Annotated in this window: 20 protein-coding genes; 13 read left to right on the forward strand and 7 right to left on the reverse strand. The window is 71.1% G+C overall.

Annotation, left to right across the window (positions count from 1 at the left end; translation table 11 throughout):
• Positions 1-12 precede the first annotated feature (12 nt).
• The 3 genes from ACZ3IJ_RS23545 to ACZ3IJ_RS23555 form a co-directional block, all read right to left on the reverse strand.
• Entirely contained in the window at positions 13-1,119 is a 1,107-nt protein-coding gene (locus tag ACZ3IJ_RS23545) for a DUF4429 domain-containing protein (RefSeq protein WP_467471145.1), read from the reverse strand.
• A gap of 74 nt (positions 1,120-1,193) precedes the next feature.
• Entirely contained in the window at positions 1,194-2,405 is a 1,212-nt protein-coding gene (locus tag ACZ3IJ_RS23550) for an alpha/beta hydrolase (protein ID WP_467471147.1), read from the reverse strand.
• Positions 2,406-2,644: 239 nt separating this feature from the next.
• Positions 2,645-3,274: a TetR family transcriptional regulator gene (locus ACZ3IJ_RS23555; protein WP_467471149.1), complete on the reverse strand. Its 630-nt coding sequence runs from the start codon at positions 3,272-3,274 to the stop codon at positions 2,645-2,647.
• Positions 3,275-3,529: 255 nt separating this feature from the next.
• Here ACZ3IJ_RS23555 and ACZ3IJ_RS23560 point away from each other — a divergent pair, with 255 nt between their 5' ends.
• Positions 3,530-5,023 (forward strand): MFS transporter, encoded by a 1,494-nt coding sequence (locus tag ACZ3IJ_RS23560; protein ID WP_467471403.1) that lies wholly within the window; start codon positions 3,530-3,532, stop codon positions 5,021-5,023.
• A 293-nt stretch (positions 5,024-5,316) separates the two neighbouring features.
• Positions 5,317-5,706: a peptidase inhibitor family I36 protein gene (locus tag ACZ3IJ_RS23565; protein ID WP_467471405.1), complete on the forward strand. Its 390-nt coding sequence runs from the start codon at positions 5,317-5,319 to the stop codon at positions 5,704-5,706.
• Here ACZ3IJ_RS23565 and ACZ3IJ_RS23570 read toward each other — a convergent pair.
• Positions 5,687-6,562, reverse strand: coding sequence for a potassium channel family protein (locus ACZ3IJ_RS23570; RefSeq protein ID WP_467471151.1), 876 nt, complete (start codon positions 6,560-6,562; stop codon positions 5,687-5,689). The two genes, ACZ3IJ_RS23565 and ACZ3IJ_RS23570, sit on opposite strands and share 20 nt — an antisense overlap.
• A gap of 65 nt (positions 6,563-6,627) precedes the next feature.
• Entirely contained in the window at positions 6,628-9,360 is a 2,733-nt protein-coding gene (aceE, locus tag ACZ3IJ_RS23575; RefSeq protein ID WP_467471153.1) for a pyruvate dehydrogenase (acetyl-transferring), homodimeric type, read from the reverse strand.
• A 410-nt stretch (positions 9,361-9,770) separates the two neighbouring features.
• Here aceE and ACZ3IJ_RS23580 point away from each other — a divergent pair, with 410 nt between their 5' ends.
• From ACZ3IJ_RS23580 to ACZ3IJ_RS23605, 6 genes are all read left to right on the forward strand, one after another.
• Positions 9,771-10,193: a DUF3052 domain-containing protein gene (locus ACZ3IJ_RS23580; protein ID WP_352192242.1), complete on the forward strand. Its 423-nt coding sequence runs from the start codon at positions 9,771-9,773 to the stop codon at positions 10,191-10,193.
• 128 nt (positions 10,194-10,321) lie between these two features.
• On the forward strand, positions 10,322-10,780 hold the full coding sequence (locus ACZ3IJ_RS23585) for a peroxiredoxin (RefSeq protein ID WP_467471156.1): 459 nt from the start codon (positions 10,322-10,324) through the stop codon (positions 10,778-10,780).
• A 113-nt stretch (positions 10,781-10,893) separates the two neighbouring features.
• Complete coding sequence (locus ACZ3IJ_RS23590; RefSeq protein ID WP_352192241.1) at positions 10,894-11,469, forward strand: TerD family protein; 576 nt, start codon at positions 10,894-10,896, stop codon at positions 11,467-11,469.
• 95 nt (positions 11,470-11,564) lie between these two features.
• A complete protein-coding gene (locus ACZ3IJ_RS23595) occupies positions 11,565-12,140 on the forward strand; it encodes a TerD family protein (RefSeq protein WP_467471158.1) in 576 nt (191 codons plus the stop codon).
• 29 nt (positions 12,141-12,169) lie between these two features.
• On the forward strand, positions 12,170-13,315 hold the full coding sequence (locus ACZ3IJ_RS23600; protein WP_352192239.1) for a DUF475 domain-containing protein: 1,146 nt from the start codon (positions 12,170-12,172) through the stop codon (positions 13,313-13,315).
• Positions 13,316-13,411: 96 nt separating this feature from the next.
• A complete protein-coding gene (locus ACZ3IJ_RS23605) occupies positions 13,412-14,149 on the forward strand; it encodes a TerD family protein (protein ID WP_467471161.1) in 738 nt (245 codons plus the stop codon).
• Between the two features lie 9 nt (positions 14,150-14,158).
• On the opposite strand, the gene ACZ3IJ_RS23610 is transcribed toward ACZ3IJ_RS23605, so the two are convergent.
• Positions 14,159-15,052: a TerD family protein gene (locus ACZ3IJ_RS23610; protein WP_467471163.1), complete on the reverse strand. Its 894-nt coding sequence runs from the start codon at positions 15,050-15,052 to the stop codon at positions 14,159-14,161.
• A gap of 202 nt (positions 15,053-15,254) precedes the next feature.
• Between ACZ3IJ_RS23610 and ACZ3IJ_RS23615 the strand changes: the two genes are divergently transcribed.
• From ACZ3IJ_RS23615 to ACZ3IJ_RS23635, 5 genes are read left to right on the forward strand one after another with little or no spacing between them, the layout of a single operon-like run.
• Complete coding sequence (locus ACZ3IJ_RS23615; RefSeq protein ID WP_467471165.1) at positions 15,255-16,439, forward strand: HpcH/HpaI aldolase/citrate lyase family protein; 1,185 nt, start codon at positions 15,255-15,257, stop codon at positions 16,437-16,439.
• A 9-nt stretch (positions 16,440-16,448) separates the two neighbouring features.
• Positions 16,449-19,103 (forward strand): phosphoribosyltransferase, encoded by a 2,655-nt coding sequence (locus tag ACZ3IJ_RS23620; protein ID WP_467471167.1) that lies wholly within the window; start codon positions 16,449-16,451, stop codon positions 19,101-19,103.
• Positions 19,104-19,132: 29 nt separating this feature from the next.
• Positions 19,133-19,996, forward strand: coding sequence for an HAD family hydrolase (locus tag ACZ3IJ_RS23625; protein WP_467471169.1), 864 nt, complete (start codon positions 19,133-19,135; stop codon positions 19,994-19,996).
• A gap of 59 nt (positions 19,997-20,055) precedes the next feature.
• Positions 20,056-21,636: a sensor histidine kinase gene (locus tag ACZ3IJ_RS23630; protein ID WP_467471171.1), complete on the forward strand. Its 1,581-nt coding sequence runs from the start codon at positions 20,056-20,058 to the stop codon at positions 21,634-21,636.
• Complete coding sequence (locus ACZ3IJ_RS23635) at positions 21,627-22,274, forward strand: response regulator transcription factor (RefSeq protein WP_467471173.1); 648 nt, start codon at positions 21,627-21,629, stop codon at positions 22,272-22,274. Before ACZ3IJ_RS23630 ends, ACZ3IJ_RS23635 begins: the two co-directional genes overlap by 10 nt.
• A gap of 18 nt (positions 22,275-22,292) precedes the next feature.
• Here the strand turns inward: ACZ3IJ_RS23635 and ACZ3IJ_RS23640 are convergent, their stop codons facing one another.
• Positions 22,293-22,508 carry an FmdB family zinc ribbon protein gene (locus ACZ3IJ_RS23640; RefSeq protein ID WP_391797501.1) on the reverse strand — a complete coding sequence of 72 codons (216 nt, stop codon included), beginning with the start codon at positions 22,506-22,508 and terminating at the stop codon, positions 22,293-22,295.
• Between the last annotated feature and the right edge of the window lie 6 nt (positions 22,509-22,514).

Genomic DNA, 22,514 nt, shown 5'->3' on the forward strand with positions numbered 1-22,514 from the left:
CCGGCGGTCGCCTCACAGCTCCGCCAGCAGCTCCGCCTTCTTCACCGCGAACTCCTGGTCCGTCACGAGCCCCGCCCGGTGCAGTTCCCCCAGGTGCCGGATCCTCTCCGCGACGCCCGCCGGGTCCCGGGACTCCGGCGGTGGCGGCAGCGCGTCCGCGGGCTCGGTCGCCGCCGCGCGCCCGGTGCCGCGGATCGCCGCCAGGACCGCCGCGGCGAACGGCAGCGACTCGTGGACCGGGCCGTAGCCGAGGCCGAAGACCACGGCCGCCGGGTCATGGTCCGCCTGCGCCGACCGAGGCTCCCCGGAGCGGGGCAGCAGGCGCAGGTACCCGTCGAAGACGTCCGGCGAGCGCCACTCGACCCCGCTGAGCTCCCGTACCGAGAACGTCTGGTCGCCGGCCTTCCACTTCTCGGAGGACGCGCCCGTCCAGAACCAGCGGAACGTGACCTTCGACGCGCCGTCGAAGCTCGCCTTGCCGTCGTACGCCTTGAAGGACCGCGGTCCCTGGGGAGCCGCCACCAGGAAGCCGTCGGTCGGCTCGTCCGCGGCGGCGGCGGCCGTACCGTCCGGAAAGGCGTCGGTCGGCTCGTCCGGAAAGGCGGCGGTCGTACCGTCCGGAAAGGCGGCGGTCGTACCGGCCGGAAAGGCGGCGGACGAGCCGCCCGCGGAGCCGCCCGCCGAGCTGTCCGGGGCGCGGTCGAGCGCGCCGCCGAGCCCGCCGTCCGGCGCGCCGCTCAGTGAGAGGTACGCCCCGCCGCTCGTGCGACCCGCCTGACCAACCTGCCCGAGCCGTTCCCGCAGTTCGTCCCGGTAGTACTCGGCCAGCGTCTCCCGTTCGGCCGGCAGCACCAGCCGATACGGGTCGTACCCCTCCTTCAGCTGTCCCCCGGCCGCCTCCATCAGCGGATCGGCGCCCCGTCTCGGCACCGCGTGCAGCACCACCGTGCCCCGCTTGCCCGGGACGAGCGTCACGGACGCCAACGCCTCGTGCGGGATACGTCGTTCACCCAGCGCCTGGAAGAGTTTCGGCGTGCGGATCCCCCGTTCGAAGCGGATGACGAGGGCGTCGCTCTCGAACTCCCAGGTGGCATGATTTCCGGCCAGCACATCACCCATGTGCCTCATCGTAGGCGGCGTGCGCCCGCGCGTCGCCCCTGCGCGAGGGGCCGAAACGCCTTGCTCTACGCGCGTCAGACGCCTTCCGCGCCGGAAATTCCCCTGCGGCAAGCGCTGTCGGCGCTCGCACACGACAAGTCCCCGTACGAACCGACGCCTATGGCCGCGAAGTTGTCCAGGCTGCCGGTGCCCGGCTCGAAATAGCCGGTGTGGCCCTTGGCGCCCTCCGCCGAGAGCAGCCGCGCACCGAACTCCGGCTCCACCGGGTCCGCTCCGTGCCCGACCCCGCCGACCGCGAGATGCGGTACGTCCGCGATCCAGTCGTCCGCGTCGCGCATCGCCCAGACCCGGGCCCGGGTCGACAGTTCCGCCGCGCTCTGCACCCGCATGCCGGGGCTCCCGGCCACGACGACGTCCGTCACCCGCGAGGGCAGGCCGTGCGCGGCGACCCCGCAGAGCACGGAGCCGTAGCTGTGGCAGAACAGGCTGACGCGGGAGTCGCCGGGCAGGGCTTCCGTCATGCCGACGAGCCGTACCGCACCCGCCGTGGCGAGGCGACCCGTCGCGGCGTCGATGCCGACCCCGACGGGCGCGGTGTAGTCGGCCCAGGCGATGACCGCGGTACGGCTCCGGGGCGCGGCCCGCCGCTCGGCGGCGTACAGCGACTGCGCCATCCCCACCGGGGCCGAGTACCTGCGGTTCGTCTTCTGGAAGGTGAGCAGATTGGTGTCGACGCCCGGCACGATCACCGAGACCCGCTCGGCCCGGTCCAGATCGCCGAGCACTTCGGCCATCCGGCCGCCGCCGGTCGGGTCGAAGGCGAGGATCTGCCGGTCGGACCGCATCAGCGAGGTGAAGCGGTGCGCCCGGCGCACGGCCTCACGCCGGCCGTCGGCGGTGAGCTTGGCGTGGTCGATCCTGTGGCGTTCGGCTGCGAGGGCGCGGTCGAGGGAGATCCGGTTCGCGCGGTAGCGGAGCGTGACCGGCGCGCCGTCGAGGTTGCCGACGACGAGAGGGTGCGCCTCGGCGAGGAAGGCGCCCTGCGTCGGTCCGACCGAGGAGAAGAACGCGGCGATCGTCCGAGCGGGGGCGGACGGGTCGGGCAGCGCGCGGTCGCCGATCCGGCTGTGCGCCCAGGACGCGAGTGCGGCCTCGCGGGACTCGCCCGGCCCGCGCTGATGGCTGATCGTCGTCCAGCCGGTGGTCGCGAGGAGCACGAACACGACGGCCAGCGCGAGCAGCAGACGCCAGAGGGAGAGCGTGGGGGAGGAGTCGAAGGAAGTCACTGCGCCACACCCTAGGAGACGGGCGAGGGGGCCTGGGGCGGCAGGTGACATGGATCACGAGGAGCGACCGCTTCCGGTGACGGTCCGTACGTGCGGGCGCACAGCACGAGTTGAAGCCGGCGGGACCGGTCGTACCACGGGGCCACGCGACGGGCCCGTACGGCCGGGGCTCTACGGCGGTCACCCGTACGAGGTCCTCCGCACGGCCCGGCCGCTCCGCGCCGCCGGCCGGGGCGCCGTCAGCTCCGCCAGTCCCGGGCCAGCGCCGGCGCCAGGTGGTCGAGGTGGTCCTCGGTCAGCGCGCGGATGCCCTCCAGGCTGAGGTCCGTGCCTCGGCCCCAGAGCTGACCCGTCACGCGCATCACACCGCTGAACGCCGCGACCACGATCCGGGGGCGGGGGTCCTCGTCCACGTCGACGCCCTCGCGCTCGGCGACGACCCGGGCGATCGTGTCCTCCATCTCGGTCGTGCGGCGCAGATGCGTGGCGAGCAGTGCCGGCGTCGACTCGATCATCTGGAAGGTCCGCAGGTACATGTCGACGGGCACGACCTCCATGATCGCCTCGCCGATCGTGTCCCAGGAGGCGAGCACGGCGTTCCGCATCGCGTCGAGCGGGCCCTCCTCCGAGGGGCGCTCCACCAGCGCCTGGACGAAGCGCTCCTCGACCATCTGCTGTACGGCGAAGGCCACTTCCTCCTTGGAGGCGAAGTAGCGGAAGAACGTGCGCTGGGAGACCTCGACCGCGTCGGCGATCTCGTCCACGGTGGTCTGCTCGTACCCCCGCGTCGTGAACAGCTCCAGGGCCACCCGGAGGAGCGCGTTCCGTGTGCGCTGCTTCTTGCGTTCCCGTAGGCCGGAAACCGTCACCGTATGGCCTTCTCTCCGCCACTTTCCGACGCTTCGTGCTGCTCAGCGTACCTGTGAGACAAGTGACAGTTACCGGCGTGTGAATTGCTTTGTCAATTGTCAGTGACTGACATTAGCCTCCTTCGCATGACTAGTCAGACCACCGTGGAAAAGGCCCCGCAGGGCCAGGGGGGCGACCGGAGCCCCGTTCCGGCTCCGTCGAAGGGCCTGCGCGGCCACCCCTGGCTGACTCTGTTCGCAGTCGCCGCCGGCGTGATGATGGTCGCGCTCGACGGCACGATCGTCGCGATAGCCAACCCGGCCATCCAGGCCGACCTCGGAGCCACCCTCGACCAGCTCCAGTGGATCACCAACGGCTACCTTCTCGCGCTGGCCATCGCGCTGATCACGGCCGGAAAGCTCGGTGACCGCTTCGGCCACCGTCAGACCTTCCTCATCGGCATCGCGGGCTTCGCCGCGGCCTCCGGAGCGATCGGCCTCTCGGACTCGATCGGACTCGTGATCGGCTTCCGTGTCCTCCAGGGCCTCTTCGGCGCCCTGCTGATGCCGGCCGCGCTCGGCCTGCTGCGTGCCACCTTCCCCGCCGAGAAGCTGAACATGGCCATCGGCATCTGGGGCATGGTCATCGGTGCCTCGACGGCCGGCGGCCCGATTCTCGGCGGCTTCCTCGTCGAGCACGTCAGCTGGCAGTCCGTCTTCTTCATCAACGTGCCGGTCGGCGTCCTCGCCCTCGTGCTCGGCCTGGTGATCCTCAAGGACCACCGCGCCGAGAACGCCCCGCGCTCCTTCGACATCCTCGGCATCCTGCTGCTCTCCGGCGCCATGGGCTCCCTCGTCTGGGGCCTCATCAACGCCGGCGCCAAGTGGGGCTGGGCGAGCGGCAACACCGTGGGATGCCTCGCCGCCGCCGTCCTGCTCTTCGTCGTCTTCGGCTTCTGGCAGACGAAGGTCAAGGAGCCGCTCATCCCGCTGGGCATGTTCCGCTCCGTCCCGCTCACGGCGGGCGTGGTGCTGATGGTCCTGATGGCCTTCGCCTTCATGGGCGGCCTGTTCTTCGTGACCTTCTACCTCCAGGGCGTCCAGGGCCTCAGCCCGATCGACAGCGGTCTGCACCTGCTGCCGCTGACGGCGATGATGATCGTCTCGTCGCCGCTGGCCGGCGCGCTGATCACCAAGTTCGGCCCGCGCATCCCGCTGGTGGGCGGCATGGTCTGCACCGCCGTCGCGATGTTCGGGATGATGTCCCTCTCCGCGGGGACCGGCACGTTCACGATGTCGCTCTGGTTCGCGCTGCTCGGCCTGGGCCTCGCCCCGGTCATGGTCGGCGCCACCGAGGTCATCGTCGGCAACGCCCCGCTGGAGCTCTCCGGTGTCGCGGGCGGTCTGCAGCAGGCCGCGATGCAGGTCGGCGGCGCGCTCGGTACGGCGGTGCTCGGTGCGGTCATGTCCTCGAAGGTCTCCAGCGCCTTCGGCGAGAACTGGACGGCCGCCGGGCTCCCGGGCGAGCCCGCTCCCGGGCTCGAGGAGGCCGCCGAGTTCGGCATGGTCCCGCCGCAGCTGGCCCAGGCGCCGAACATGACCCCGGACGTGCTCGACACGATCGGTGGCGTCATCCACGACACCTTCCTGGACGGCATGGGGCTGGCGTTCACCGTCGCCGGTGTCGTGGCGGTCGTCGCGGCCCTGGTCGCCATGCTGACCAAGCGCGGCGAGAACGCGGAGGCGGGTGCGGGCGCCGCCCACATCTGACGTACGCCGCAGGAAGCCCACCGCCCCGCCGGACCGCTCGCGCGCCCCGGCGGGGCTTTCTGCTGTCCTTCCCCTCTCGTCACCTGTCCGGGTGAATCGAGCCTTGGCCTCTTCCCAACGGGCAGTGACCTCCGCCAGAGTTATGATTACAGAGAGTGACGAAGTGGGGGTTGATCGACATGTACGAGCAGCACGCAGAGCCGCATCACGCACGGTTCGCGCGGCACGCGCAGCACGCAGGGAACGCACAGATTGCAGGGAAGGCAGGGAAAGCAGGGCCGAAGCGGCGGCTCCTGGCCGCCCTGGCGGCCGCGGCCGCTCTGCTCGCCGCTCTGCCGGCGGCCTGGCCCTCCGCCGCCGCGCCGGCCGCTGTGACCGCCGCCGCTCCACCGGGCACCAAGCTCGGAGCCTGCGGGCCCGGTCAGCTGTGCCTGTGGCCCAGGGCGGACTTCAAGGGCGCGGCGTGGAAGCACGAGCTGGCCGGCACCGACATCGAGAGCTGTGTGGCGCTGCCGCCGGGCGCGAGCGCCCAGGCCCTGGCGAACAGGACCGGGCGGCCGGTCACGACGTACCAGTCGGCGGAGTGCGCGGAGACGGGGGAGTTCGAGACCTACCCGGGGCGCGGGACCTGGGTTCCGCAGAGTCCGTACGAGGTCAGGGCCTTCAAGCTCTGGGAGCGCTAGGGGCCGTCCCCTGACACGGCACGGGGTCGGCCGGCGAGGGGGTGGCCGGAGCCGGAGCCGGAGCCGGAGCCGGGGTCGGGGCCGCCGTCGGAGCCGGGGCCGCCGTCGCGGACGAGCCACCCACCGAGGCCGCCGTCGAGGCCGCTGTCGGGGCCGTGAGCCGGGACACCTCGGCGCGCAGCTCCCGCACCTCCCGGGTCAGGGCCTCCAGGAGCTCGGTCTGGCGGCGCTCCGCGGCGTCGTCCCGCTCGAAGCGGGAGATGAACCAGGCGGCGATGTTGGCGGTGACCACACCGAGCAGGGCGATGCCCGACAGCATCAGGCCCACCGCGAGGACGCGGCCGAGTCCCGTGGTCGGTGCGTGATCGCCGTACCCCACGGTCGTCATCGTCGTGAACGACCACCAGACCGCGTCGCCGAGCGACTTGATGTTGCCGTTCGGGGCGTTCCGCTCCACATGGAGCACGGCGAGCGAGCCGAACATCATCAGTCCGACCACCGCGCCCGCCACATAGGTGGTGAGCGTTATCTGCGGGGCCATGCGGGCCCGCCGGCCCACCAGGAGGAGTGTCGAGACGAGACGCAGCAGCCGCAGCGGCTGCACGAGCGGGAGCAGGACGGCGAGCAGATCGAGAGGATGGCCGCGCACGAACTGCCACTTGGCCGGGGACAGCGCGAGCCGGACGGCGTAGTCGACCGCGAAGGCCCCCCAGACCACCCATTCCACGATCAGGCACAGCTCATGGATCCAGCGGTCGGCATCCGGCGCCACGATCGGTACGGCGTAGGCGACGCCGAACGCCACTGCCAGGATCAGCAGTGGCGTCTGGGTGCGCTTCTCCCAGCGTTCCATCATGCCGGGAATGGTATGGGGGTGGGGGGGCGCGTCGGCCCCCGCACCCGCACCACACCTCTGCGCCGTTACGCGTCTCCGCCGGCCGGGCCGGGGTCGGCGGCGGCGACGTCGAGCAGCTGGTAGCGGTCCACGGCCTGCTTCAGCGCCGACCGGTCGACCTTGCCCTCGCGGGCGAGCTCGGTGAGGACCGCGAGCACGATCGACTCGGCGTCGATGTTGAAGTAGCGGCGCGCGGCGCCCCGCGTGTCGGCGAAGCCGAAGCCGTCCGCGCCGAGCGAGGTGTAGGTGCCCGGCACCCAGCGGGAGATCTGGTCCGGGACCGAGCGCATCCAGTCGGAGACGGCGACGAACGGGCCCTGGGCGGAGGACAGCTTGCGCGTCACGTACGGGACGCGCTGCTCCTCCTCCGGGTGGAGCAGGTTGTGCCGGTCGATCTCGACGGCCTCGCGGCGCAGCTCGTTCCAGGACGTCGCCGACCAGACGTCGGCCCGGACGTTCCACTCCTCGGCGAGGATCCGCTGCGCCTCCACCGCCCACGGCACGGCGACACCGGAGGCCATGATCTGCGCGGGGATCGCTCCGGCCTCGCCCGCCTTGTAGCGGTAGATGCCCTTGAGGATGCCCTCGGCGTCCACGTTCTCGGGCTCGGCCGGGTGCTGGATCGGCTCGTTGTAGACGGTCAGGTAGTAGAAGACGTCCTCGGCGTCGGGGCCGTACATCCTCTTCAGGCCGTCCTGGACGATGTGCGCGATCTCGAATCCGAAGGCCGGGTCGTAGGCGACACAGCCAGGGTTCGTCGAGGCGAGCAGATGCGAGTGGCCGTCCGCGTGCTGAAGGCCCTCACCGGTGAGCGTCGTCCGGCCGGCGGTGGCGCCGAGCACGAAGCCGCGCGCCAGCTGGTCGGCCATCTGCCAGAACTGGTCACCGGTCCGCTGGAAGCCGAACATCGAGTAGAAGACGTAGACCGGGATGAGCGGTTCGCCGTGCGTGGCGTACGCCGAGCCGGCCGCGATCAGTGAAGCGGTGCAGCCGGCCTCGGAGATGCCGTCGTGCAGCATCTGACCGGTCGGGGACTCCTTGTAGGCGAGCAGGAGCTCGCGGTCCACGGCCTCGTACTGCTGGCCCAGCGGGTTGTAGATCTTGGCGCTCGGGAAGAACGAGTCCATGCCGAAGGTGCGGTACTCGTCGGGGGCGATCAGCACGAACCGCTTGCCGATCTCCTTGTCCCGCATGAGGTCCTTGAGCAGCCGGACGAAGGCCATCGTGGTGGCGATCGACTGCTGGCCGGAGCCCTTCTTCACCGGGGCGTAGGTCTTCTCCTCGGGGAGGACCAGCGGCTTCGACCGCACGACACGCGTCGGGACGTACCCGCCGAGCGCCTTGCGGCGGTCGTGCATGTACTGGATCTCCTCGGAGTCCCGGCCCGGGTGGTAGTACGGCGGCAGGCCGCTCTCCAGCTGACCGTCCGTGATCGGGATGTGCAGCCGGTCGCGGAAGCGCTTGAGGTCGTCGACCGTCAGCTTCTTCATCTGGTGGGTCGCGTTGCGACCCTCGAAGTTCGGGCCGAGGGTCCAGCCCTTGACGGTCTGCGCGAGCACCACGGTCGGCTGGCCCTTGTGGGCCTTGGCCGCCTCGAAGGCCGCGAAGATCTTCTTGTGGTCGTGACCACCACGGCCCAGGTGCAGGATCTGGTGGTCCGACATGCCCTCGACCATCGAGCGCAGCCGCTGGTCGTCGCCGAAGAAGTGGTCGCGGATGTACGCGCCGGTCTCCGTGGCGTACGTCTGGAACTGACCGTCGGGCGTGGTGTTCAGCTTGTTGACCAGGATGCCGTCGCGGTCCTGGGCGAGCAGCGGGTCCCAGGAGCGGTCCCAGATGAGCTTGATCACGTTCCAGCCGGCGCCGCGGAACTGCGACTCCAGCTCCTGGATGATCTTGCCGTTGCCGCGCACCGGGCCGTCGAGGCGCTGCAGGTTGCAGTTGACGACGAAGGTCAGGTTGTCCAGGCCCTCACGGGCGGCGATGGAGAGCTGGCCGAGCGACTCCGGCTCGTCCATCTCGCCGTCGCCGAGGAACGCCCAGACGTGCGACTTGGAGGTGTCGGCGATGCCGCGCGCCTCCATGTAGCGGTTCATCCGGGCCTGGTAGATCGCGCCGAGCGGGCCGAGGCCCATCGACACGGTCGGGAACTCCCAGAAGTCCGGCATCAGCCGGGGGTGCGGGTACGAGGAGAGCCCGTTGGGGAACTTGGACTTCTCCTGGCGGAACGCGTCCAGCTGGGTCTCGGACAGCCGGTCGAGCAGGTAGGCCCGCGCGTAGATGCCGGGCGAGGCGTGCCCCTGGAAGAAGATCTGGTCGCCGCCGTCGCCCTCGTCCTTGCCGCGGAAGAAGTGGTTGAAGCCGACGTCGTACAGCGAGGCCGAGGAGGCGAAGGTGGCGATGTGGCCGCCGACCCCGATGCCCGGGCGCTGCGCGCGCGAGACCATCACGGCCGCGTTCCAGCGGGTCGCGTTCAGGACCTTGCGCTCGATCTCCTCGTTACCGGGGAAGAACGGCTCGTCCCTGGTCGCGATCGTGTTCACGTAGTCCGTGCTGCGCATCTCGGGCACCGCGACGCGCTTCTCGCGGGCGCGCTCGATCAGGCGGAGCATCAGGTAGCGGGCCCGCTCGCGCCCTCGCTCGTCGACCGCCGCGTCGAGGGAGTCGAGCCATTCCTGGGTCTCTTCGGGATCGAAATCCGGGACCTGGCTGGGAAGGCCGCCAATGATGATCGGGTTGCGATCGGATCCGGAAGCCACGCTGTTCCTTCGCTGTTCGGTGGAGCCCACGGAGGCCGGGACGCCGGCCGGGATGTCCATCGTGTACCCCGTCGGTGTCAAACGTCATCTCTACCGAGGGGTAACCCCCGCTGGGCGCCTGGTTGGGTCAAATCGCAACCTTACGCCCAACCCGCGCATGCGTTTCGTCAGCACGTTCGGCAGACTGAAGCCGCGGAACCTTGCAAAGCAGGACGAAGCGTGTGCCGATCGTCACGGAGTGGAGTGGATGCGGCCCGGGAGATGCGGCGAGACGGCCCCAAACGTCACCGTTTCGGCGGTCTCGGCGGCCGGGTACTTGCGCGATCCGCCCAGCCCGTGTGGACTACGGCCAGCGCCGCGCGTACGCGCGTGGCCGAAGCATTTTCCGATACATGATCAGGAGGCAAGCCGTGAGCGCGACCGCGGACCACGCGGAGGAGCGGACCAACCCGGCAGCGAGGCTGGGGTTCGAGCCCGGACAGGTGGTCCAGGAGATCGGTTACGACGACGACGTCGATTTCGATCTCCGCGAAGGCATCGAGTCCATCATCGGGTCGGACCTTGCGGACGAGGACTACGACGACGTCGCCGACGCCGTCGTGCTCTGGTTCCGCGACGAGGACGGAGATCTGACGGACTCCCTGGTCGATGCCATTGGCCTGCTGGAGGACGGCGGAGTCGTATGGCTGCTGACGCCCAAGACGGGCCGTGACGGCTACGTCGAGCCGAGCGACATCAGCGATGCCGCGCAGACCGCCGGCTTCTCCCAGACCAAGAGCATCAGCGTGGCGAAGGACTGGGCGGGCAGCCGCCTGGTCGCTCCCAAGCGCTGATCCCCCAAGCAGCAGGAGCCCCCGCCGGACTCGTCCGGCGGGGGCTCTGTGCGTGGGGGGCCGCGGGGCCCGCCGGGGTTCTAAGCTGGGCCTTCACCTGTTCGGTCCAGTGAAGGGACGCGTACGCCATGGCGATCGAGGTCGGCACGAAGGCGCCGGAGTTCGAGCTCAAGGACAACCACGGCCGCACCGTGAGGCTCTCCGACTTCCGGGGCGAGAAGAACGTGGTCCTGCTCTTCTACCCCTTCGCCTTCACCGGCGTCTGCACCGGTGAGCTGTGCGAGCTGCGCGACAACCTGCCGAGGTTCGTCAACGACGACACCCAGCTCCTCGCCGTCTCCAACGACTCGATCCACACCCTGCGCGTCTTCGCCGACCAGGAGGGACTGGAGTACCCGCTCCTCTCCGACTTCTGGAGGCACGGCGAGGCCTCCCGCGCCTACGGGGTCTTCGACGAGGACAAGGGCTGCGCGGTGCGCGGCACGTTCATCATCGACAAGGAGGGCGTCGTCCGCTGGACCGTCGTCAACGCCCTCCCGGACGCCCGCGACCTCAACGACTACCTCAAGGTGCTCGACACTCTCTGACCATCGGGGCGAATCGTCTGTCCAGGCCGGGAACCCCTCACTAGGATCCAGACGTTGATCCGATGCCAACGCACGACGGGGGCGCTGCCCCTGGAAACCACATGGAGGGACTCGTGGGAGTCAGCCTCAGCAAGGGCGGCAACGTCTCGCTGACCAAGGAGGCCCCTGGCCTGACCGCCGTCACCGTCGGTCTGGGCTGGGACGTCCGTACCACCACCGGGACGGACTTCGACCTCGACGCCAGCGCCATTCTGGTCAGCGCGGAGGGCAAGGTCCGCAACGACCAGGACTTCGTGTTCTTCAACAACCTGAAGAGCGCCGACGGCTCGGTCGAGCACACCGGTGACAACCTCACCGGTGAGGGCGAGGGTGACGACGAGCAGGTCAAGGTCAGCCTGGCCACGGTGCCCGCCGATGTCGCCAAGATCGTCTTCCCGGTGTCGATCTACGACGCCGAGAACCGCCAGCAGTCCTTCGGTCAGGTGCGCAACGCGTTCATCCGCGTCGTGAACCAGGCCGGCGGTGCCGAGATCGCCCGGTACGACCTCTCCGAGGACGCCTCGACCGAGACGGCCATGGTCTTCGGAGAGCTGTACCGCAACGGCGAGGAGTGGAAGTTCCGCGCCGTCGGCCAGGGCTACGCCTCGGGCCTGCGCGGTATCGCCCAGGACTTCGGCGTCAACGTCTGACCGACAGTCCGATCCGTCCGGCGCCGCACGTTCCGTGCGGCGCCGGACGTGCCTCATCAGCACGACCACCGCAGTATCACCGGGGAGGAACACACATGGGCGTCACGCTCGCCAAGGGAGGCAACGTCTCCCTCTCCAAGGCCGCACCCAACCTCACCCAGGTGCTGGTCGGCCTCGGATGGGACGCGCGCTCCACCACCGGAGCGCCCTTCGACCTCGACGCCAGCGCCCTGCTGTGCCAGTCGGGACGGGTGCTCGGCGACGAGTACTTCGTCTTCTACAACAACCTCAAGAGCCCCGAAGGCTCCGTCGAGCACACGGGCGACAACCTCACCGGCGAGGGTGACGGCGACGACGAGTCGCTGATCGTGGACCTGGTCAAGGTCCCGGCCCACTGCGACAAGATCGTCTTCCCGGTCTCGATCCACGAGGCCGACAACCGCGGCCAGACCTTCGGCCAGGTCAGCAACGCCTTCATCCGCGTCGTGAACCAGGCCGACGGCCAGGAGCTCGCCCGCTACGACCTCTCCGAGGACGCCTCCACCGAGACCGCGATGATCTTCGGCGAGCTGTACCGGTACGGGGGCGAATGGAAGTTCCGGGCCGTGGGACAGGGGTACGCGTCCGGGCTCCGGGGCATCGCTCTAGACTTCGGGGTCAACGTTTCGTAAAGCCGCGTACTTACACGATGGGGTAGACAGTGGTACTGAAAACCTTCGGCTGGTCGTTCGCCATCACGGCGCTCGGACTGGTCGCAGCGGTGCTCTACGGGGGGTGGGAAGCGTTCGGGATCGTCGCGATCCTGTGCATCCTCGAGATCTCGCTGTCCTTCGACAATGCGGTGGTCAACGCCGGAATCCTGAAGAAGATGAATGCCTTCTGGCAGAAGATCTTCCTCACCATCGGTGTGCTCATCGCCGTCTTCGGCATGCGGCTGGTATTCCCCGTCGTGATCGTCGCGATCAGCGCCAAGATCGGCCCCATCGAGGCCGTCGACCTCGCTCTCAACGATGCCGAGCGCTACGAGCAGCTCGTGACCGACGCGCACCCGTCGATCGCGGCGTTCGGCGGCATGTTCCTTCTGATGATCTTCCTCGACTTCATCTTCGAGGACCGTGACATCAAGTGGCTCGGCTGGCTGGAGCGCCCGCTGGCCAAGCTCGGCAAGGTCGACATGCTGTCGGTCTGCATCGCCCTGATCGTCCTGGCGATCAGCGCCATGACCTTCGCGACCCAGGCGCACCAGCACGGCGGCACGCACGTCGACAAGGCGGCGACCGTCCTGCTCTCGGGCGTCTTCGGTCTCATCACCTACCTCGTCGTCGGCGGTCTCTCGGGCTACTTCGAGAACAAGCTGGAGGAGGAAGAGGAGCGCGAGCACGAGGCGGAGGAGGAGGCCAAGCGCAGCGGCAAGAAGGTCGGCGTCGTCCAGCTGGCCGGCAAGGCCGCCTTCTTCATGTTCCTCTACCTCGAAGTCCTCGACGCGTCGTTCTCGTTCGACGGTGTCATCGGCGCCTTCGCCATCACCAACGACATCGTCCTCATGGCGCTCGGCCTCGGCGTCGGCGCGATGTACGTCCGTTCGCTGACGGTCTACCTGGTCCGCCAGGGCACCCTCGACGACTACGTCTACCTGGAGCACGGCGCCCACTACGCCATCGGCGCGCTCGCCGTGATCCTCATGATCTCCATCCGCTACCAGATCCCCGAGGTCGTCACCGGCCTCATCGGCGTCGCCCTGATCGGCTGGTCCTTCTGGTCCTCCGTCCGGCGCAACAGGGCACTCGCGGCCGCCGAGGGAAAAGCTGACTCCTCGGGCAAGACCGAGGTGTCGTCCGGGGTGTGACACCCCGGGCAATGAGGAACGCTTCACTGCGGGGCGGCCGGTGCACCCGGCCGCCCCGCGGCGTCTGACGGGGTTTCGAGTGGGGGGTGGGGGCACATGGGCTTCTTCGACGGCCTGTTTCCGGGGAGGGCCGCGCCGTTCGATTCCGGCAGCGCCTCCAGCAACACCATCGACCTCACCAAACGGCGCCCGACGGTCTCCCTGACCAAACAGGGCGCCGCCACCGGCAATCTGCGCGTCAACCTCTCCTGGCGGATGCGCACCTCCGACATCGAGGGCCGCTCACGACAGAGCGGCCAGCTGCTCCGCCACCCCTCGAAGCTCTTCAAGCCCGAGGTCGTCCAGGCGCACACCCAGAGCATGGTCAACGTCGACCTGGACCTCGGGTGCATGTACGAGCTCGCGGACGGCAGCAAGGGCGTGGTGCAGCCGCTCGGAGGCTTCTTCGGGGCCCTGAACGCGGCGCCGTACGTGAACCTGAGCGGCGACGACCGGTTCGGCGGCTCGTCCGGAGAGACGATCTTCGTCAACCTCGACCACCGGGACGAGATCAAGCGCCTGCTCTTCTTCGTCTACATCTACGACCAGACCCCGGCCTTCGACCGGACGCACGCCAAGGTGACGCTCTACCCCAGCAACGGGCCGCGGATCGAGATCGAACTCGACGAGCGCGCACCGCAGGCCCGCTCCTGCGCGGTGTTCACCGTCGAGAAGGTCAAGGACGAGCTGATCGTCCGCCGTCAGGTGAAGTTCGTGTACGGCTTCCAGGCGGAGCTGGACCGGCTGTACGGATGGGGCCTGCAGTGGGGGCGCGGCTACAAGACCAAGGCGTAGCTGATGCGGTTACGGGCGGACGAACTGCGGGCCCATCGGCGGCATCCGGAAGTTCGGGTCCGGGGCGGGCGCGGCGGCCGCCGCCGGCTGGGGGTAGCCGTACGCCGGCCGGTCGGACGCGACCGGCTGCGGGTAGCCGTAGGCCGGCACGGGTGCCGGGGGGCTGGTCGGCTGGGGCGGCACGGCCACGTGGGGATGGACGACGGTCGCGTCGGCGTCCGTGACGGGCGCGGCGGGCGGGGCGGTCCGAGTGGCCGGATCCTGTCCCTCCTGAGCGCCGGAGCCGGGACCGCCCGGACCACCGGACCCGCCCGCGGCGTCGGCGGCCATGGAGCCGTCGGACTCCTCGGAGCCCTCGTCGACCGAGATCCCGAAGTCGGTGGCGAGCCCGACCAGCCCGGTCGGGTAGCCCTGCCCCACCGCCCGGAACTTCCAGCCGTCCCCACGCCGGTACAGCTCGCCGCAGATGATCGCCGTCTCCTCGCCCGTCTCCGCCTTCACATCGAAGAGGGCGAGCGGCTCCCGGTCCGGCGCACTCGCGTCGTACAACAGAATCCGCAGGTCGGAGACCGAGCGGAAGGTGTCGCCGTCCGAGGAGGCCGCGATGACGACCTGGTCGACCGTCGGGTCGAGCCCGCCGAGATCGGCCTCGACGGTGTCGGTCAGTCCCTCCGTCACCCGCTTCTTGGGCAGGCGGCGCACCAGGCCGGAGGGGTGCCGGGGCTGGTTGTAGAAGACGAAGTCCTCGTCGGAGCGCACCCGCCCGTCGGCGCCCAGCAGCAGCGCGGAGGCGTCGACGTCGGGGACCCCGGGTCCCGGGGTCCAGCGGAGCACGGCCCGTACGGCCGCGGTGTCGAGAGGGACGTTGGAGCCCTTCAGCATCGCGTGCGTCATGACCGTCATCCTGCCTTCCCTGCCGTCCGCCGGACAACGCGGGGGCCGTACTCGATCCGCGCGTCGTGCCAGCTCGCGAAGTGCGCGGCATGCGACGGATGCGGACGAGTTACCTGGATTTCATACTCGAAGGGAACTACGGACACCCGCACCTACGTACTATTACCGGCCACATGTCGTCACGGCCACAGAGGCAGTCGGGGGAGTTACATTGCGTCATTTCGGGCACATCCCGTCCGCCACGCGGGCCGGGCTGTTCCACCAGGAGCCGGCCGAGTTCACGGCGGACTCCCCGGCGAGCACGCTCGCCGTGGCCCTGGGGGCCACTCTCTACAGCCCTGCCACCCGTCCGCGACTCGCCGACGACGTGCGCAAACAGGCCGCACGCGGCGTCGTCTCCATGGTGCTGTGCCTGGAGGACTCCATCGCCGACGCCGACGTGGAGGCCGCCGAGACGAACCTGGTGAACCAGTTCGCCGACCTCGCGCACGGCCGCACGGAGGACGACCGCCCCGCCCAGGACGTGCCCCTGCTCTTCATCCGGGTCCGTGAACCCCACCAGATCACCGATCTGGTCGCCCGCCTCGGCGACGACGTCCGCCTGCTGACCGGATTCGTGCTGCCGAAGTTCACCGAGACCCGCGGGCACGCCTTCCTGGAGGCCCTCACCGCCGCCGAGAGGGCGTGCGGACGGCGACTCTTCGCCATGCCCGTCCTGGAGTCCCCCGAGCTGCTGCACCTGGAGACCCGCGCCGAGACCCTCGCGGGGATCGCCACGACCGTCGACAAGTACCGCCAGCGGGTCCTCGCCCTGCGCCTCGGGGTCACCGACTTCTGCTCGGCCTACGGGTTGCGCCGCTCGCCCGACATGACGGCGTACGACGTCCAGCTCGTCGCCCATGTCATCGCCGACGTCGTCAACGTCCTCGGCCGCTCCGACGGCACCGGCTTCACGATCACCGGACCGGTCTGGGAGTACTTCCGGCTCGGCGAGCGCATGTTCAAGCCCCAGCTGCGCCGCAGCCCCTTCCTGGAGGGAAGCGCCGAGGACCTGCGCACCGCCCTCATCGAGCACGACCTCGACGGGCTGCTGCGCGAGATCGAACTCGACCGGGCCAACGGCCTGCTCGGCAAGACCTGCATCCACCCCACACACGTGGTGCCCGTGCACGCGCTGTCCGTGGTCAGCCACGAGGAGTACAGCGACGCGCAGGACATCCTGCGGCCCGAACGCGGCGGGGGCGGCGTGATGCGTTCCGCGTACACGAACAAGATGAACGAGGTGAAGCCGCATCGCGCGTGGGCCGAGCGGACCCTCCTGCGCGCCGAGGTCTTCGGCGTCGCCAAGGCGGACGTCGGCTTCGTGGATCTGCTCACCGCCGGACTGGCCGGCTGACGGAAGGTGATGGACGACGTGGTGTGGTCGGGAACGTGGGTCGCGGAGCGACTGGGCGTCGAACTGATCGGCGGCGAGGAGCTCCCTGGCCTGTTGGGCCTCGCACTGCGCCGCAACCCGAAGCGCGCGCATCTGCTGGTCTCCAACGTGCTGGGCAAGCACGTGCCGCAGCGGCCGGCCGTCGTCTACGACTCCGGCTTCTCGCTCGGCCTGCGCGTCCGTGACCTGCTCGGTCCCGAGGAAGCGGCGCGCAGCGTCGTCGTCGGCTACGCGGAGACGGCCACCGGCCTCGGCCACTCGGTGGCCGACGGGCTCGGCTTCGCGCCCTATCTGCACTCGACCCGGCGGCCCGTCGACGGGGTGGCGAGCGCGGGCGGCTTCGAGGAGTCCCACTCGCACGCCACCTCGCACCTCCTGCTCCCCGAGGACCCGAAGCTGCTCGCGGGCGACGGGCCGCTCGTCCTCGTCGACGACGAGTTCTCCACCGGCAACACCGTCCTCAACACCATCCGGGACCTGCACGAGCGCTTCCCGCGCGAGCGGTACGTGGTCGTGGCCCTGGTCGACATGCGCTCGGCCGAGGACCTCGGGCGGCTGGAGACCTTCGCCCGTGAGATCGGCGCCCGCGTCGACCTGGTGACCGGCGCGGCAGGCACCGTACGGCTGCCGGAAGGGGTCCTGGAGAAGGGCCAGGCGCTGGTCGCCGCACACGAGACGGCTCAGGACGCGCAGGGAGCCCTGGGGGCACCGGAGGCACCCGGGGCACCCGGCGCGCCCGTACCGGCGCCCAGGGGGCCCCTGACGGCCCCCGTACGGGTCGAGCTGGGCTGGCCGTCCTCGATACCGGACGGCGGCCGCCACGGCTTCGGCGCACCCCACGCGGCCGCGCTGAACGACGCCCTCCCGGCCATGACCGAGCGCCTCGGCGCCGCTCTCGGCGGGGCGCGGCGGATCCTCGTCCTCGGCTTCGAGGAGCTGATGTACGCGCCGCTGCGGCTGGCCGTCGCCCTGGAGCGCGCCGGCCGGGACGTCTCGTACTCCACGACCACCCGCTCGCCCGTCCTGGCCGTCGACGACCCCGGCTACGCCATAAGGACCCGGCTCGTCTTCCCCGCCCACGACGAGCCCGCCGACGGCCCCGGCGAGCGGTACGCGTACAACGTCGCGGGCGCCGGGTTCGACGCGGTCGTGGCGGTCGTCGACTCCGTGGCCGACACGCCGGAGCTGCACGCCCCGGACGGCCTGCTGGCCCAGCTCGCGGCGCACATCCCGCACGTGGTGCTCGCGGTCGTCCCGTCGTACGTCCCGTCGTACGTCCCGGCGCGCGGCCGGGCGCTCGGAGCGGAGGCCGCGACGCGGACGCCGTCAGCCGGCGAGCGAGCCGCGGAGGCGACCGAGGTCGCGGGGGCCCCGGAGGCCCCGCCGGCCCGAGCCGTACCCACTCACGAGACCGGCGGGGCCGTCCCCGCTCCCGATGCCACCCAAGCTCCCGAAAGGAGCTCCATGCTGCCCGAGCCCCTCCGCGGCCCCGCCTTCTCCTCGTACGCCCCCGAGGAGGTCGGCTGGCTGCTCCAGGACCTCTCGGACGTCGAACTGGAGGCGCCGACCGAGGAGCGCGAGGAGGCGATCCAGAGCGGCGGCGCCCACTACGCGGAGTCGCTGCCGGTCGAGTACCAGCCGAGCGCCCAGTACCAGGAGCTCTTCCACGCCGCCCTGGAGACCTCGGCCGCCCGGATCGCCCGCGCCGTCGGCACCGTCACCGAGACCGTCCTCGCCGAGAAGGCCGGCACACCCGTGCTCGTCTCCCTCGCCCGGGCCGGCACCCCCGTCGGCGTCCTCATGCGCCGCTGGGCGCAGGCCCGCCACGGCCTCGAACTGCCCCACTACGCCGTCTCCATCGTCCGTGGCCGCGGCATCGACGCCAACGCGCTGCGCTGGCTCGCCGCCCACCACGACCCGGCCGACGTCGTCTTCGTCGACGGCTGGACCGGCAAGGGCGCCATCACCCGCGAACTCGCCGAGGCGATCCAGGAGTTCGAGCGCGCCGAGGGGATCACCGGCTTCGACCCCGAGATCGCGGTCCTCGCCGACCCCGGCTCCTGCGTGCGCACGTACGGCACGCGCGAGGACTTCCTCATCCCCTCCGCCTGCCTCAACTCGACCGTCTCCGGCCTGATATCGCGCACGGTCCTGCGCACCGACCTCGTCGGCCCGGACGACTTCCACGGCGGCAAGTTCTACCGCGAACTGGCCGGCGCCGACGTCTCGAACGCCTTCCTCGACGCCATCGCCGCCCGCTTCGACGAGGTGGCCGAGGACGTGGCGACGGGAGTGAAGGAGCTGCTCGCCGCCGACCGCACCCCCACCTGGGAGGGCTGGGCGGCCGTCGAGCGGATCAGCGAGGAGTACGGCATCCACGACGTCAACCTGGTCAAGCCCGGTGTCGGCGAGACCACCCGGGTCCTGCTGCGCCGCGTCCCCTGGAAGATCCTCGCCCGGCGCGGCGCCGGCGCCGACCTCGCCCACGTACGCCTCCTCGCCGACCAGCGCGGGGTCCCCGTCGAGGAGGTCGACGGACTCCCTTACACCTGTGTGGGATTGATTCACCCTCAGTTCACGAGAGGCGCCACGGGCGCCGACGGAAAGGCGGTGGTCTCCCAGTGACCTCGGTGAGCAGCCCAAGCAGCCCCGTGATGGTCGCCAGCGACCTCGACCGTACGCTGATCTACTCCTCCGCGGCCCTCGCGCTCGGCATGCCCGACGCGCAGGCGCCCCGGCTGCTGAGCGTGGAGGTGCACGAGTCCAGGCCGCTGTCGTACATGACCGAGGACGCGGCCGCGCTGCTCGAACGACTGGGCGCCGAGGCGGTCTTCGTACCCACCACGACCCGTACGCGCAAGCAGTACCAGCGCATCCAACTCCCCGGCCCCGCACCGAAGTACGCGATCTGCGCCAACGGCGGGCACATCCTCGTCGACGGAGCCGCGGACCGCGACTGGCACGGGTCCGTGGTGCGCAGGCTCGCCGAGGAGTGCGCGCCGCTGGGCGAGATCCGCGCGTACTTCACCGCCACCACCGACCTGTTCTGGGTGCGCAAGCACCGGGTCGCCGAGGACCTGTTCGCGTACCTCGTCGTGGAGCGGGAGCGGATGCCGGAGGAGTGGCTGAAGCGCTTCGGCGACTGGGCGGAGGACCGCGGCTGGACGGTCTCGCTGCAGGGCCGCAAGGTGTACGCGGTGCCGAAGCCGCTGACGAAGAGCGCGGCGATGCGTGAGGTGGCCCGCCGCTGCGGCGCGGACCTCGTCCTGGCCGCGGGAGACTCGCTGCTCGACGCGGACCTCCTGACGGCCGCCGACCGCGCCTGGCGCCCCGGCCACGGCGAACTCGCGGACAGCGCCTGGGCGGCCCCGCACCTCGACGTCCTCGCGGAGCGGGGCGTGGCGGCGGGCGAAGAGATCCTCCGCCGTTTCCTGGCGGCCGTGGCCGACCACCGGTCGACCGTCATCCCCTCGCAGATCCTCAACGTCTCCCCGGCGGCGCTCCCCGACCCGGCCTGAGCGGCGGTGCGGTTTTCCGCAGTGTGGGCGGGGGCACGGCCCCGTTAGCGTGTCGGATCATGACGAACACGCCCCGGGACGACGGCAGTCGGCAGGCCGGCAGTCGGCGGGCCGGCAGCCGGCCGGATCGCGCGGAGCCCGAGCGGACACCACCGGGCCCGCCGCCGGGCCTGACGCCGGGCCTGACGCCGGGCCCGGAGTCGGGCCTGGATTCAGGCCTGGAGTCGGGCCCGGCACCGGCCCCCGCGTCGGGACGACCGGCCCTCCGCCCGCCCGTCGGGCGGCCGGGGCGCCCGCCCGCCCGGCCGTCGGACGCGGGGCAGTGGAGCGCGCACAGCCGGCCGTCGGACGCGGGGCTGGGGAGCACGCACAGCCGGCCGTCGGACGCGGGGCTGGGGGGCACGTTCCTCCGGCCGCCCGACGCGCCGCCCGGGCCCCCGCGTGTCCGGCCGTCCGACGCGGGGCGGGGGAGCGCGCTTCTCCGGACGCCCGGGCGGCCGCTCGTCCGGTACCTCGCCCGCTGGATCCGCCTGTCCCTCGGCCTCGCACTAGGGGCGGGGACCGCCGTTCTGGAGCTCCTCGGCACCCTCCTCGGCGCCCTCGCGCTGCTGCCCGTACTCGCCTCGCCCCGCGGCCGCGCCGCCGTGCTGCGCCCGCTGACGGCCGCAGCGCACGCCCTGACCCGCCTGGAGCGGGCCCGCCTCGACCGTCTCCTCGGCGTACGCCTCCCCGGGGTCCACGACGCGGCCGCCGCGCGCTACCTCGCGGCCCGCTGGCCGCTCGGCGTGCTCGGCGCCGTGGTCCTCGGCTGCGGCGCGTACGGACTAGGGCTCGGCACCTTCGGCTTCTATGGCTGGCTGATCACCGACATCCAGCACCCCTGGCTCGTGGGGGCCAGCAGTGTCGGCGGGTTCTTCCTGCTCTTCCTCGCCGCGCAGGGCGCCCTCGGCGTCGTCACCCTGGAGGACGGACTCGCCCGCCGCTTCGGGCCCAGCCACGCCGACGCCCTGGAGGCCAGGATCGCCGAACTGGCCACCAGCCGCGCCGAGGTCATGGACGTCGTCCACGACGAGCGGCGACGGATCGAGCGCGACCTCCACGACGGTGTCCAGCAGCGGCTCGTCGCCCTCGGCATGCTGATCGGCCGGGCGCGCCGGATCCGTACCCGGGACCCGGAGGGCGCCGACGCCCTGCTGCTCCAGGCCCACGAGGAGAGCCGGCGCGCACTGGCCGAACTGCGCGAGGTGGCCTGGCGGGTCCACCCCGCCGTACTCGACGAGGGCGGTCTGCGCGCGGCCCTGGAGACGGTGGCGGAACGGAGCACGCTGCCCGTGGGCCTCACGTACACCGTGGAGCGGCCGATTCCCAGGCCCGTGGAGACCGTCGCGTACTTCCTCGTCTCGGAAGCGGTCACCAATGTGCTCAAGCACGCGGACGCGAGCCGTGTCGAGATACAAGTAACCCTGGTGGGAGAGGAGTTGAGCGTGCGGGTGACGGACGACGGGGCGGGTGGCGCGGACGCGTCCGGCAGCGGACTGAGCGGGCTCGCGAGCCGGACCGCGGCGCTGGACGGACGGTTCGCGGTGGAGAGTCCCGCGGGCGGTCCGACGGTCGTACGGGCGGTCCTGCCGTGCGCGTGATCCTGGCGGAGGACTCGACGCTCCTACGGGAGGGGCTCGTACGGCTCCTGGTCGAGGAGGGCCACGAGGTGACGGCGGCGGTCGGCAACGCGGTCGAACTGCTCGCGGCGGTACGGACGGACCCGCCTGACGTGGTCGTGGCCGACGTACGGATGCCGCCGACGCACACGGACGAGGGGCTGCGGGCGGCCCTGGAGATCCGCCGCGAGTGGCCGGACGTCGGGGTGCTCGTCCTCTCGCAGTACGTGGAGAGGCGGTATGCCACCGAGCTGCTGACCGGCGAATCGGGGGCGGTGGGCTATCTGCTCAAGGACCGGGTGGCGCAGGTGGACGAGTTCCTGGACGCGCTGGAACGGGTGGGGGACGGGCGGACGGCGTTCGACCCGGAGGTCGTCCGCCGGCTGCTCGTCCGTACCACCCACACCGATCCGCTGGCACGGCTGACGCCCCGCGAGAGCGAGGTGCTCGCGGCGATGGCACAGGGGCACACGAACGCGGCGATCGCCGGGCGGCTGCACGTGTCGCAGAGCGCCGTGGAGAAACACATCAACGCGCTCTTCGACAAACTCGAACTGACGGGGCGCGGCGAGGGCTACAGCAGAAGGGTCCTCGCGGTGCTCCGCTACCTGGGCACGTAAGGCGGCGGGGGCGGCGGTTCAGCCGCAGCAGCCCCCACCGCAGCACCCGCCTCCACCGCCACCGCCACCGGACGGGGCGGGTGCGGCGGAGCCGCCCACGCCGCCGACCGAGAGCAGCTTGACGGTGTCGTCGTGGCCCGCGGGGCAGGCCGCGGGGGCGGAGGACTCGGCCATGGGGCGGCTGAGTTCGAAGGTGTCGCCGCAGGTGCGGCAGCGGTACTCGTATCGAGGCATGCGGAC

It is taken from the genome of Streptomyces sp. NPDC013317 (assembly GCF_055563155.1).